The sequence below is a fragment of the Thalassospira marina genome (assembly GCF_002844375.1).
GTDB lineage: Bacteria > Pseudomonadota > Alphaproteobacteria > Rhodospirillales > Thalassospiraceae > Thalassospira > Thalassospira marina.
In genome coordinates this window covers 3,455,292-3,469,672 of the sequence record NZ_CP024199.1, presented here as the reverse complement: position 1 = coordinate 3,469,672, position 14,381 = coordinate 3,455,292, and the positions used below count along the sequence as shown (strand labels likewise).

The 14,381-nt window shown below is 52.6% G+C and carries 5 protein-coding genes; all 5 read left to right on the top strand.

Translation table 11 applies throughout. From position 1 onward, the window contains the following. The first annotated feature begins 234 nt into the window (after positions 1-234). Complete coding sequence (locus CSC3H3_RS15820; protein WP_101285463.1) at positions 235-8,067, top strand: DUF4347 domain-containing protein; 7,833 nt, start codon at positions 235-237, stop codon at positions 8,065-8,067. Positions 8,068-8,190: 123 nt separating this feature from the next. Further along, entirely contained in the window at positions 8,191-9,753 is a 1,563-nt protein-coding gene (locus CSC3H3_RS15815) for a TolC family protein (protein ID WP_101264995.1), read from the top strand. Further along, positions 9,750-10,694, top strand: a complete 945-nt coding sequence (locus tag CSC3H3_RS15810; RefSeq protein WP_101285462.1) for an efflux RND transporter periplasmic adaptor subunit — start codon at positions 9,750-9,752, stop codon at positions 10,692-10,694. Before CSC3H3_RS15815 ends, CSC3H3_RS15810 begins: the two co-directional genes overlap by 4 nt. 108 nt (positions 10,695-10,802) lie before the next feature. Then, positions 10,803-12,155 (top strand): efflux RND transporter periplasmic adaptor subunit, encoded by a 1,353-nt coding sequence (locus tag CSC3H3_RS15805; protein ID WP_172963436.1) that lies wholly within the window; start codon positions 10,803-10,805, stop codon positions 12,153-12,155. A gap of 3 nt (positions 12,156-12,158) precedes the next feature. Beyond that, complete coding sequence (locus CSC3H3_RS15800) at positions 12,159-14,363, top strand: site-2 protease family protein (protein ID WP_101285460.1); 2,205 nt, start codon at positions 12,159-12,161, stop codon at positions 14,361-14,363. Positions 14,364-14,381: the final 18 nt, after the last annotated feature.

Sequence of the window (14,381 nt, the reverse complement as noted above, 5' to 3'; positions counted from 1 at the left end):
TTTGAAATTAAATTCGCTGGATAATATTTTTACTCTTTCGGATTGGTTCTTATCCAAAAGGGGTGGTGATGGGGTTTTTAAACCAAGTTTGACGCAAATAAGATATGCTTTTGTCTCGTAAAGGTTGCAAGATTTAATGCCATGGGATAGTGATTTTCCAAATGGATTTAAAAGTGCGTGCAACTATATCGCGTGTTTTGATCCGGGGCCAGGAAGGCAACAGGGAGCGTAAACATGACACATCTCGATCGCTTGAAAAATGCGACGGCAATAGCAGATCGCGGGTTTTCAACAATTCAGCCGCTTTGTCTTGAGCCACGTTTCATGTTTGATGCTGCCGGTGCCGCAACTGGCGCCGAGGCCGCGCAGGACGCACAGGCCCAGGCCGAGGCGGCGTCGGCCGCTGATGGTGGATCACATGATGGTGGTGCTGATACCATTGCCGAGCCAGGCGATACAGGTGGTATAGGTGCGGGCGGCGAGGCTGCCAATGCTGCTGGCGGAAGCCAGACGTCAGATGAAGCGATCACACCGGATGCGATACCGGCAACGAGCACCCAGCAGCCCCATCAGATTGCGCTTATTGATACCACGATAGATGGCTATGAAACGCTTGCTGCGGGTTTTTCAGCAGATGTGACTGTAATTACGTTTCAATCCGATGGCTCCTTGTCGCAGATAGCGGACCTTTTGTCCTCCTATGGTCAGGTTGATGCCATTCATCTTGTTTCACATGGTGCGATTGGCGCGATCAATCTGGGTGGCACCATCATTGATACTGCTGACCTTGCGGATCAATCAGAGGCTCTTACTGAAATCGGATCTCATCTGACAGAAACAGGCGATATTCTGCTTTACGGGTGTGACGTTGGTGGTGATCAGCGTGGGATGGCATTCGTTGATGCCATGGCAAATTTGACTGGTGCGGACGTAGCAGCTTCCAATGATGCAACTGGTTCTGCTGATATGGGCGGTGACTGGAATCTTGAGGTTTCAAGCGGCACTATTGAAGCTTCTGTTGCGCTGTCTGAAGCATCGCAACATGATTTCACGGCATTGCTTGTGTCAAGCGAGACTTACGATAACCTGACCTCTGAGGGATACGGAATCGAGACTGGTATTACGACGATCGATTTCGGTGAATGGACCTATTCTACTAATCATACGACCAGTTTTGTCGTCGGTGACGATAGTAATTACACTATTCCAAGTAGTTTGACTGTAGATGGATCCGGTACTGATAAGGTTCTTGAAATAAACGGACCATATGTCTCCCAGAATACCCTGCCTCTAACAATTAAGGTTGAGGCAAAGGACGGTAGTAACTTTACCTTGACCTCGTTGGATCTTGGTATAGTTCAGGCTCCAAGTTCGGAGCGGGGGGTTACGGTCACAGTCTATAATGGCTTAACTGTGCTTGGAACTTTTGTATTCGATCTGGCGACAAGCAGCTCAGGCGATGGGATCACCTATGTTGCCAATACGGATGCAGATGCTGACTCTAGTACCGGGCATTTCACATTTGATGGCACATATGCCAATGCGACAAGTTTTGAGCTGGCAATGTCAGGAACAGGAACCTACCAAATCGATAACATTATTGCCAGCCCGGCAGCATCAAATGCTGCACCTGTGGTGGGTACTTCCGGTGGTTCCGTTTCCTATACCGAGAATGGCACCGGAACGGTCGTTGATACCGGATTTACGGTAACCGATAATGACAACGCCACCTTATCAAGTGCGACGATATCGATTACGGGAGGTTTTACGAGCGGGCAGGACGTTTTGTCATTTGCAAATGGCGGTTCGTTTGGCAATATCACGGGTAGCTATGACAGTTCGAACGGAGTGCTGACTCTGACATCTTCAGGCAGTACAGCCTCTGTGGCCGAGTGGCAGGATGCTATCAGGTCGATAACCTATTCAAACAGTTCTGATGCACCAAGCGAAGCCGATCGCACCGTTTCGATCTCTGTCAATGACGGTACTGCAGATAGTAATACCGCAACTAAAACGGTCACTGTAACCGCAGTTAATGACGCGCCATCGTCTGTTAGTGCGACGGATTCAAATGTTAGCGGATTCCCAATAAACGCGACTTTTACTGAAGATACTAGTGGTCAGGAACTTGATCTGACGTCAATTGATCTGGTTGATCCCGATAGCGGTTCCAGTGAGTTAATCCTTACCCTCGTTGCGACGTCTGGTACGTTTTCGATTGCAAATGATTCGGATATTACCTGGGACGGGAATAATACGGGGACCATAACCCTTAGAGGGACTTTGACGGCCTTAAATAATTATATCAATTCGGCCAGTAACATCTGGTATCAGGGGGCACAAGACGCGTCAGGTACGGGCGAGAAAATTTCTGTCTATCTTGATGATGCATCGACAACGTCCAATCTGCTTGGTGATATCAATTTAACAATTACGCCCGTTAATGATGCACCAGTGCTGACACCGTCAAATCCGGACCTGACGGGGATTGATGAAAACGCTACGACGAATGGTGGTCAGACAGTTGGAAGCTTCCTTTCCGGTTCGGTCAGTGATGCGGATACCGGGGCGCTGTCGGGCATTGCCATTTCGGGTTTGTCGTCAGGGAATGGCAAATGGCAATACTCGCTTGATGATGGTTCAAGCTGGGTTGATGTTGGTACGGTTGCCGAGGCCGGTGCGCTTTTGCTGCGTTCGACAGATTATGTGCGTTTTGTACCCAATGGTGACACGGGTACCTCGGCATCGATCAGTTACCATGCCTGGGATCAAACCGGCGGAAACAGCGCCGGTGATAAGGTTTCCGTTAGTTCGACTGGTGGCACGACCGCGTTTTCAACGGCAACAGATACAGCTTCAATTGATGTTAGCGAAGTCAATGATGCGCCAACCATAAGTGGTGTGCCAACGGATGTGACTGTCGTTGAAGACACGGCCAGCAATTTTGACCTTTCGGCAATTACCTTTGGCGATGTGGATGACAGCAGTTTGACCGTGACGATCACGGCCTCTGCGGGCACCTTTGCGGCTTCATCGTCTGGCGGCGTGACGGTTGATGGAACGGGCAGTGGCACATTGACGCTGTCGGGTACGGTGAGCGCGATCAACACCTGGCTTGATACGGCCAGTAACATTCAATATATGAGCGCCGCCGATGCCAGTGGCGATAATGCCGCGACCTTCAGTGTCACGGCCGATGATGGCACTGTCGAATCAACTGTTGCCAATGGCAATATCGATATCACCGGCACAAATGATGCACCAGTGCTGACACCGTCAAATCCGGACCTGACGGGGATTGATGAAAACGCCACGACGAATGGTGGTCAGACAGTTGGAAGCTTCCTTTCCGGTTCTGTCAGTGATGCGGATACCGGGGCGCTGTCGGGCATTGCCATTTCGGGTTTGTCGTCAGGGAATGGCAAGTGGCAATACTCGCTTGATAATGGTTCAAGCTGGGTTGATGTTGGTACGGTTGCCGAGGCCGGTGCGCTTTTGCTGCGTTCGACCGATTATGTGCGTTTTGTACCCAATGGTGACACGGCCACCTCGGCATCGATCAGTTACCATGCCTGGGATCAAACCGGCGGAAACAGTGCCGGTGATAAAGTTTCCGTTAGTTCGACTGGTGGCACGACCGCGTTTTCAACGGCAACAGATACAGCTTCCATTGATGTTAGCGAAGTCAATGATGCGCCAACCATAAGTGGTGTGCCAACGGATGTGACCGTCGTTGAAGATACGGCCAGCAATTTTGACCTTTCGGCAATTACCTTTGGCGATGTGGATGACAGCAGTTTGACCGTGACGATCACGGCCTCTGCGGGCACCTTTGCGGCTTCATCGTCTGGCGGCGTGACGGTTGATGGAACGGGCAGTGGCACATTGACGCTGTCGGGTACGGTGAGCGCGATCAACACCTGGCTTGATACGGCCAGTAACATTCAATATATGAGCGCCGCCGATGCCAGTGGCGATAATGCCGCGACCTTCAGTGTCACGGCTGATGATGGCACTGTCGAATCAACTGTTGCCAATGGCAATATTGATATCACCGGCACAAATGATGCACCAGTGCTGACACCGTCAAATCCGGACCTGACGGGGATTGATGAAAACGCCACGACGAATGGTGGTCAGACAGTTGGAAGCTTCCTTTCCGGTTCGGTCAGTGATGCGGATACCGGGGCGCTGTCGGGCATTGCCATTTCGGGTTTGTCGTCAGGGAATGGCAAATGGCAATACTCGCTTGATAATGGTTCAAGCTGGGTTGATGTTGGTACGGTTGCCGAGGCCGGTGCGCTTTTGCTGCGTTCGACCGATTATGTGCGTTTTGTACCCAATGGTGATACGGGTACCTCGGCATCGATCAGTTACCATGCCTGGGATCAAACCGGCGGAAACAGTGCCGGTGATAAAGTTTCCGTTAGTTCGACTGGTGGCACGACCGCGTTTTCAACGGCAACAGATACAGCTTCAATTGATGTTAGCGAAGTCAATGATGCGCCAACCATAAGTGGTGTGCCAACGGATGTGACCGTCGTTGAAGACACGGCCAGCAATTTTGACCTTTCGGCAATTACCTTTGGCGATGTGGATGACAGCAGTTTGACCGTGACGATCACGGCCTCTGCGGGCACCTTTGCGGCTTCATCGTCTGGCGGCGTGACGGTTGATGGAACGGGCAGTGGCACATTGACGCTGTCGGGTACGGTGAGCGCGATCAATACCTGGCTTGATACGGCCAGTAACATTCAATATATGAGCGCCGCCGATGCCAGTGGCGATAATGCCGCGACCTTCAGTGTCACGGCCGATGATGGCACTGTCGAATCAACTGTTGCCAATGGCAATATCGATATCACCGGCACAAATGATGCACCAGTGCTGACACCGTCAAATCCGGACCTGACGGGGATTGATGAAAACGCCACGACGAATGGTGGTCAGACAGTTGGAAGCTTCCTTTCCGGTTCGGTCAGTGATGCGGATACCGGGGCGCTGTCGGGCATTGCCATTTCGGGTTTGTCGTCAGGGAATGGCAAATGGCAATACTCGCTTGATAATGGTTCAAGCTGGGTTGATGTTGGTACGGTTGCCGAGGCCGGTGCGCTTTTGCTGCGTTCGACCGATTATGTGCGTTTTGTACCCAATGGTGACACGGGTACCTCGGCATCGATCAGTTACCATGCCTGGGATCAAACCGGCGGAAACAGCGCCGGTGATAAGGTTTCCGTTAGTTCGACTGGTGGCACGACCGCGTTTTCAACGGCAACAGATACAGCTTCAATTGATGTTAGCGAAGTCAATGATGCGCCAACCATAAGTGGTGTGCCAACGGATGTGACTGTCGTTGAAGATACGGCCAGCAATTTTGACCTTTCGGCAATTACCTTTGGCGATGTGGATGACAGCAGTTTGACCGTGACGATCACGGCCTCTGCGGGCACCTTTGCGGCTTCATCGTCTGGCGGCGTGACGGTTGATGGAACGGGCAGTGGCACATTGAAGCTGTCGGGTACGGTGAGCGCGATCAACACCTGGCTTGATACGGCCAGTAACATTCAATATATGAGCGCCGCCGATGCCAGTGGCGATAATGCCGCGACCTTCAGTGTCACGGCCGATGATGGCACTGTCGAATCAACTGTTGCCAATGGCAATATCGATATCACCGGCACAAATGATGCACCAGTGCTGACACCGTCAAATCCGGACCTGACGGGGATTGATGAAAACGCCACGACGAATGGTGGTCAGACAGTTGGAAGCTTCCTTTCCGGTTCTGTCAGTGATGCGGATACCGGGGCGCTGTCGGGCATTGCCATTTCGGGTTTGTCGTCAGGGAATGGCAAGTGGCAATACTCGCTTGATAATGGTTCAAGCTGGGTTGATGTTGGTACGGTTGCCGAGGCCGGTGCGCTTTTGCTGCGTTCGACCGATTATGTGCGTTTTGTACCCAATGGTGACACGGGTACCTCGGCATCGATCAGTTACCATGCCTGGGATCAAACCGGCGGAAACAGTGCCGGTGATAAAGTTTCCGTTAGTTCGACTGGTGGCACGACCGCGTTTTCAACGGCAACAGATACAGCTTCCATTGATGTTAGCGAAGTCAATGATGCGCCAACCATAAGTGGTGTGCCAACGGATGTGACCGTCGTTGAAGACACGGCCAGCAATTTTGACCTTTCGGCAATTTCCTTTGGCGATGTGGATGACAGCAGTTTGACCGTGACGATCACGGCCTCTGCGGGCACCTTTGCGGCTTCATCGTCTGGCGGCGTGACGGTTGATGGAACGGGCAGTGGCACATTGAAGCTGTCGGGTACGGTGAGCGCGATCAACACCTGGCTTGATACGGCCAGTAACATTCAATATATGAGCGCCGCCGATGCCAGCGGCGATAATGCCGCGACCTTCAGTGTCACGGCCGATGATGGCACTGTCGAATCAACTGTTGCCAATGGCAATATTGATATCACCGGCACAAATGACGCGCCGACATTGACCGATGGCGCGTCGGTTGCGCTGACCGGAACTAACGAAGATACAACGTCGTCAGGAACCACTGTTTCCAGCATCCTGAGCGGTGCCGGATATAGTGACATAGATGCAGGTGCATCATCGGGCATTGCCATTACCGGTATGACCGGCAATGGAAAATGGCAGTATTCTGCGGATGGCACCAACTGGGTGGATATCGATTCGGCTTCGGCAAGTGCGGCTGTGTTGCTGACATCGACCAGTCAGGTACGATATATCCCCGATGGAAATAATGGTGAGACGGCCAATCTGACCTTTAAGGCTTGGGACCAGACAACAGGTAGTGCCTCGACGACGGGTTCCGTAAGCACGGCTGACACCGGAACATCCGGTGGTGGATCGGCATTTTCCAGTCAGAATGCATCGGCCAGCATGGTCGTCAGTGACGTTAATGATGCGCCGACAGCCCCTGCAAGCCTTCCGGGGACGATCATTGAAAATGGCGGGCCGATGAGCTACGTGGTTTCGGTGGCCGGTTTCAATGATATTGATGGTGATAATCTGAGTTTTACGGCGACGTTGGCCGATGGCTCTGCTTTGCCTGCCTGGCTGTCTTACAGTGTGAATGGCAGCAATGTTACCTTCAGCGGGAATGTCCCGGGTGATTTTATCGGTGATCTTGAAGTGCGGATCACAGCAACAGAAGACGCAACGGCACATTTGACGGCAAGCAGTAATTTGACCATTCAGGTTGAAGCGCGTCCGGTTGTTGTCGTAACGCCGCCTGCTTCTCCGCCAGAGCCTGCGCCTGTGCCTCCTGTTATGTCACCGCCTGGTACCGGGAACATCGGGGATGCAGGGACTCCAGTTGGATCAGCGCTTGATTTTGGCGGGCGAAATGGTGGCGAAATTGTTCAGCCGGTAACCGGACAGCTCGGTAGTCTCAGTCCGCTTGATAACAGCTCGACGCCTGTTATGGCAGGTTTGCAATCTACAACCCCGCCGTCGATTTTTGGAGACACTGCGGGCCAGACAATTTTTGGCGGTGATGTTGGTGCAGGTACCGGCATATTGGCCGGGCGGACGCAACTTATTACATCCCAGGGCGCAGGTCTGGGCAATGATGCAGGCTTTGAACCGGCCAACGGCAATGGTGAAGGAACCGGCACCGATGAAGGGGCGGCTGGCACCCCAAACCTTGATGGTGCAGCACAAAACGCTGGTGGTGATAACGGCGCCGCCAGTAACGGTAATGGGAGTGCCGCTGCTGGGGCTGGAAACGCACCAAATGAAGAGGCACAACCTGAACGGGCTGCCCCTGTTGATGCCCAAAATAATGGAGAAGGTGAGGCTTCGCCTGCCTCTGAAAATCCGGGCGGTGATGGTGATGCAGCCCCAGAAGGCAACGATAATATTCAGGGGGCATTGGATAATCCTGCACTGCCTTCATTTGTGTTTAAAGAGGCGGTTTTGGCAAATGCTGATTTCACCGATCAGCTTGCAGGTGCAGGCGGGGCGTTTGAGCGCCACGCGAGTGCGCTGGCCAAGGCGTTGTCAGACTTTGATGCGTCGGCAGCCTGAGGGTTGATGCGTAACGGACTTGCGATTTAGCGATTTGTTTTGGGGCTGCCTGTTTATGGCAATGGGCAGAAAATAGGGAGATCGGAATTGTTTAACAGTTCTGTGGGAGCGAACGGACGACGCATGCGCAAGGGCATGGTTCCTGTTGCCGTTATGGGAATGCTGGTATTGGCGGGCTGTGCGGTGAAACCTGAACCATTAACCCAGGCAGAAAATGACAGCCGGGTGCAGCAGGATTTAAGCCGGCTTTTTGCCAATCAGGAAAAAATTGACGGTCCGTTGACCCTGGATGACGCAATTGCCCGTGCTTTGAAATACAATCTTGATCATCGGCTGAAGCTGATGGAAGAAGCAGTTTCCATGGGGCAGCTTGATGTTGCCAATGTCAATTTGTTGCCCGATGTCGTGGCCAAAACTGGCTGGACCACGCGTAATAATCGCGACAGCACCTATAATGAACAGAAAACATCGACATCTGTCAGTTCTGACCGGTCCATTCGTAAATCCGACCTTTCCGTAAGCTGGAATGTCCTTGATTTCGCAATTGGGTATATGCGCGCCCATCAGCAGGCAGACATGGCCCTGATCGTGGCAGAACGCCGCCGACAGGTCATTCATAGTGTTGTGAATGAAACACGCGGTGCCTATTGGCGCGCTGTTGCGGCTGATCGGGCGCTCAAGAATTTTGACCAGGTGCTTGAACGGGTGCGCGGCGCATTGGGCCGTTCACAAAAACAGGTTGATGAAGGATTAGGCGGACAGCTTGATGCGCTGAGCTATCAGGAAGACCTGCTGGTAACTCTGCGTGAACTTGAAACACGTCGTCGCCAATTGATCGAGGCACGGACCGAGCTGGCCGTGTTGATGAACATCCATCCTGATAGTGAATTTACGCTGGTTGATAGCGATACGGATGCCCATCCGTTGCCATCGATTGCAATGAATTCGGACCAGTTGGAGCTTGAAGCGCTTCATAACCGTTCGGAATTGCGATCAGAAGCCTATCAGTTGCGGATCAATCAGCGGGATTCAAAAATCGCGCTGATCCAGATGGTTCCGGGTCTTAACTTTTCAGCCGGGATCAATCATACTACAGACAGCTACAAGGTTAATTCGCGCTGGTATGATGGGGCGCTTAATCTGTCGTGGAATCTGATGCAGGTATTCAAGGCGCCTGCGAATATGAAGCTTGCTGATAGCCAGATCGAACTTTCCAAGGTTCGTAGCTTGGCTTTGAGCATGGCGGTTATTAGCCAGGTGAATATTGCGCAATTGCGGTTTAACCATGCCGTGGATGATTTCAAACTTGCGGATCGCATTTCGTCTGTTCAGGGGCGGATTGTTAACAGTATGCAGGCCCAGCGTTCGGCCAGTGCTGTAGGTGAGAGCGATGAAATTCGCGCGGAAGTGCGTTCGCTGCTGTCGGGTCTGCAACGTGACATGGCCTATGCCGATTTGCAGGCAGCCTATGGGCAGGTCTTTGCATCAATCGGTGTTGACCCGCTGCCAAACGATGTTGCCGATGATTCGCTTGATAGTGTTGCAGACGCCATTCACACAGTCATGAACCAGTGGCAGAATGGCGAATATGATGCCCGCGGCATTGCCGTTACCAAAGAAGACGACGTTTCACCAGAAATACGTGAAACCGTCATGACTGAAAACAAGACAGCGGCGGCGCAATGACAATTGCCGATTTTCTTAAGTCACGCGGAACATATGGCGGAAAGATAAGACGCGTATTTCTGCAGGGTATTCAGATTGCAATGGTGGGTGGCGTCATGCTGCCCACCATTGCGTTTGCACAGCAGGGACCAGCCGTTCCAAACGGTACGGCTGTGCTGGTCAATCCTTATCGTGGCGGGGGTGAAGGCCAGACTGGTTTTGAAGGACAAGTGGCCAAAGGGGCACGTGATTCTTATGGCACTGATCAATCTTCGCCAGATGGTGCCGATAACTGGACTGCGGCCCGGGTGCTGGTCGCAACGCGAAGCCGAGCCGTTTTGTCAGCCGAGATTTCGGCGCGTATTGCAGAAATGCCCAAACGACCCGGGACCCGTTTTGCCAAGGGTGATGTACTGGTTGTGTTTGATTGTGCGGCCTATCGGGCGCAACGCGCGGCAGTCGCAGCCGACCTTCGTCAGGCCGAGGCACGCTATAAGGCGCAAAAACGCCTGGCAGAGCTTCGCACCATTGGTGAACTTGATGTGGTGATGGCGCAGGCCGCCATGGAAAGTGCAAAGGCGCAGTTGCAGCTTCAGGATGTTTATCTGAACCGGTGCAAAATCGTTGCCCCTTACGCTGGTGCTGTTGTTGACTGGCAAAGCCAGCCTTTTCAAACGGCGACACCGGGCGACCAGTTGATCGATATTGTTGGTTCCGGTGATTTGGAACTGGAACTGATTGTGCCGTCACAATGGCTGGGCTGGTTGAAGGTCGGTCAGGGTGTTTCGGCCCATATCGAGGAAAATGACGCCGATATTCGTGCAAAAGTCGCCCGTATTGGCGCCCGTATTGACCCGGTAAGCCAGACCGTGAAGATCTATGCGACCTTGAACGAGGATGGAAAAGGCCTGTTGCCGGGAATGAGCGGACGTGCCGTGATGGATGATGCCTCGGCGCATTAGGCCTTTGAGCGATTTATTCTGCTGTATATTTTCGCCCGTCCTAAAATCCCTTCATTGATGAACCCTCATTTTTCAAACGATCAGACTGTAGAACAGGCTAAACCCCATATGGCAGACGAAACAGTCACACGTGATACCCCTTGGGCGCTTTTGATGGGGATAGAACGGGAAATTCGGCATGCACCGGACATGGTGTCATTCCGGTTTGCTGTTGTTAGCGCGCCCCGTCGTTTAATTGCCTATCAGCAGGCTTTCCTGGTTGCCAGAAATGGTGCAAATGCCTTTCGGGCTGTTTCTGTTTCCAACGTGCCGACGATTGATCGTAATGCACCCTATATCCGTTTTGTAGAACGGATGCTGAAAGCACAGGATAAGCTTCAGTCGCTAGACAAACCCACAATTTTAACTGTGTCAGGGCAAGGCAATAATCTGCAGGAGGATTGGCAGGAATTTTGGCCTGAGGCCGTGTTGTGGCAGCCGTTAAAAGCACCAGATGGCCGTTCCCTGGGCGGGATGGTCTTTGTTCGTAGCACCGCAGCCTGGCAAGAGGCGGAGTTGATTTTGCTTGATCAACTGGCCGACACGATCGGGCATGCGTGGGAAGCATTGTTAAAACCAGCAACCCGCCTGCACCGCCCGCACCCTCGGTTACGAAAATATCTGGGCTGTGCCGCTGTTATTGCGATTTTGGCGGTTCTGGCTGTTCCGGTGCATCAAAGTGTGATCGCCCCTGCTGATGTCATCGCCCACGACCCGGTACCGGTTTCAGCGCCAATCAATGCCGTGATCCGTGATGTAAATGTGCGCCCTAACGCCGAGGTTAAAGCAGGGGATGTTCTGTTTTCTTTCGAAGATGCGGAACTGCGCGCCAATTACGAGGTTGCCTTGCGGTCCGTTGACGAAGCGGAAGCCGAACTGCGCCGCGCCGCCCAACAGGCATTTGGCGACGCAAAGGGCCGGGCAGAGGTTGCCCTGCGACAGGCGAGACTGGCCCTGCGCAAAGAACAGGCACAATATGCCGCCTATCAGCTTTCGCAGGTTGATGTAAAAGCGCCCATTGATGGGGTTGCGGTATTTGGAGACCCGAACCGCTGGCGGGGACGCCCTGTTTCAACCGGTGAGCAGGTGATGTCACTTGCACGGGCAGATCAGGCGGAACTGGCAATTTTTATTCCGGTTTCCGATGCTATTAACCTGGAACCGGGTGCAGAAGTACGTCTGTTTCTGGATGTGGACCCATTGCATTCCATTGCTGCATCGTTGGAACTGTCATCCTATCAACCGATTAAAACGGCCGATGGTGTCCTTGCCTATCGGGCGATTGCCCGTTTTGATGAAGCCGAAACTCCGCCACGTATCGGTTTGAAAGGATCGGCCAAGGTCCTGGGGGACAAGGTGCCACTTGCCCTGTTTTTATTGCGCCGACCCTTGGTGGCGCTACGCCAGAAGATCGGGCTTTAGGCCATGATTTCGCTGGCAGATGGCTTTGGACAAAGTGATGATTTTCCGTTGCCGCCGTTGCGACAGGATTTGAAATTGCTGCCTGCCGAAAATGATGAATATGGGGCACCGTGCTGGACCATCCATGATCCGGTGCGTAACCGTTATTTCCGTATTGGGTATGCCGCGTTTGAAATGCTGCATCGCTGGTCGGTGGGCAAGGCTTCCTTGCTGCTGGAACGCATAACGCGCGAGACGGTTTTAACGCCTGGTTATGGCGATATTCGCAATCTGATTACCTTCTTGCATGGCAGCGGGCTTTTGTTGCGGGCAGGGCAGGAAGCTGTTGCCGAATTTACCCGCATTGCCAATGCTGGCAAACCACCATTCTGGAAATGGCTGGTGCATAATTACCTGTTCATTCGTGTGCCCCTGTTTCGACCTGATGGCTTTTTGGCCAGGACACAGTGGATTGCCGATTTTTTTGCATCAAACTTTGTCAAATGGCTGGTGATTACCATTGGCCTTATCGGCATCATTATGACCATTCGCCAGTGGGATGCATTTTTGGCAACATTTATGGGCTTTGCCAATTTCCAGGGGCTGGTCTGGATGGCGATAACGTTGACGGCAGTAAAAATTCTACATGAATTGGGCCATGCCTATACAGCCCGCCGTTACGGATGCCGGGTGCCAACCATGGGCGTTGCCTTTTTGGTGATGTATCCAGTTTTATATACCGACACATCCGATGCGTGGCGGTTAACAAAGCGCAGCGAAAAATTGCGTGTTGCCGCAGCGGGCATAAGAGTGGAGCTGATGCTGGCCCTGATTGCCACGTTTTTGTGGCATGTGGTGCCGCCTGGACCTGCGCAAAGTGCAGTTTTTTTGATGGCATCGGCAACCTGGATCACAACATTGTTGATCAATCTAAGCCCGTTGATGCGCTTTGATGGTTATTACCTGCTGTCGGATTATTTGCGGATTCCCAATTTGCAGACACGTGCATTTGCAATGACCAAATGGTCGTTGCGCCGGTGGCTGTTTGCCATGGATGTGCCCGCACCCGAACCGGCAAGCAGGCATCGCCGGCGCGTGTTGGTGACCTATTCCATTGCAGTATGGATTTATCGGTTCTTTCTGTTTCTTGGCATTGCGCTGGTTGTTTATCACTTGTTTTTCAAGGTGTTGGGCATCCTGCTGTTTGCGGTGGAAATTCTTTGGTTCATCGCGTTGCCAATTTTAAATGAAATCAAGATGTGGTGGAAAATGCGCGACCACGCCCGTTGGACAATTGCCAATGTTACGTTGCTGTTGGTTTTGATTGGTGCCGTGATTGCTGTGCTGGTGCCCTGGCGAACCACAATATCGGCCAGTGCACAGTTGCAGGCCGCCGCAGAGGCAGAAATTATCAGCCCGGCAAATGGCCGGATAGATGATGTTCGGGTTGATGAGGGAAGTATTGTTAAGGCCGGTGACACCCTGATTAAAATGCAATCCCCGGAACTGATCAGCAAAAGACGGGATCTTGAATTGCAATTGCGGGAGGCGGAAATTGTGCTGACGCAGGCGAAAAATAATCATCAGCTTCAGGAGGATATCGCAAGTCAGATGCAGGAAGTTCTGCGCTTGCAGGCCAGTCTTGCTGCTGTAAATGCACGCCAGGCCCAGTTGGACATAAGGGCGTCAATGGATGGCATTGTGCGCGATGTTACCGATGCTGTATATGAAGGGAACTGGGTTTCGGGCCGGCAGAACCTGATGCGAATTGTTGATCAGAACGGAACGCACCGCCTGATTGGATATGTGTCCCAACAGGATGTTATGGAACTTTCCGAAACGGCAAAGGCAAGGTTCTACCCAGACCAGATCACGCGCCCTGTTCTTGAGGTTCAAATAGATCGTGTTGACCGATTTAATTCGCCCGTGCTGGAAACGCCGGCCTTAAGTTCAACAAATGGGGGGCCACTGGCCGCCCGGCCCGACTCAAACGGAACATTTGTACCTGTTGATGCCCTGTATCGTGTATCCGGATTTGTGGTGTCGCCAATGGACACAGCAAAGGGGGGCGCAGCAGGCAACGTACAGACGGAAAAGGTTGATGCGCGTAGCCGCACCCTTGAGACGACAATGCGCGGCACTCTTGAAATTGACGCCCCAGCCCGCAGCCTGGCAGTCAGAATGTACCAGGCTGTGGCCGCGGCCCTTATTCGGGAAATGTCGTTTTAGGTCGTGTTTGCGGCTTTT

Excerpts from the sequence above, each read along its gene's own strand:
- CSC3H3_RS15810 (WP_101285462.1), top strand. The coding sequence starts at position 9,750 with ATGACAATTGCCGATTTTCTTAAGTCACGCGGAACATATGGCGGAAAG.
- CSC3H3_RS15815 (WP_101264995.1), top strand. The coding sequence starts at position 8,191 with ATGCGCAAGGGCATGGTTCCTGTTGCCGTTATGGGAATGCTGGTATTG.
- CSC3H3_RS15820 (WP_101285463.1), top strand. The coding sequence starts at position 235 with ATGACACATCTCGATCGCTTGAAAAATGCGACGGCAATAGCAGATCGC.
- CSC3H3_RS15805 (WP_172963436.1), top strand. The coding sequence starts at position 10,803 with ATGGCAGACGAAACAGTCACACGTGATACCCCTTGGGCGCTTTTGATG.
- CSC3H3_RS15800 (WP_101285460.1), top strand. The coding sequence starts at position 12,159 with ATGATTTCGCTGGCAGATGGCTTTGGACAAAGTGATGATTTTCCGTTG.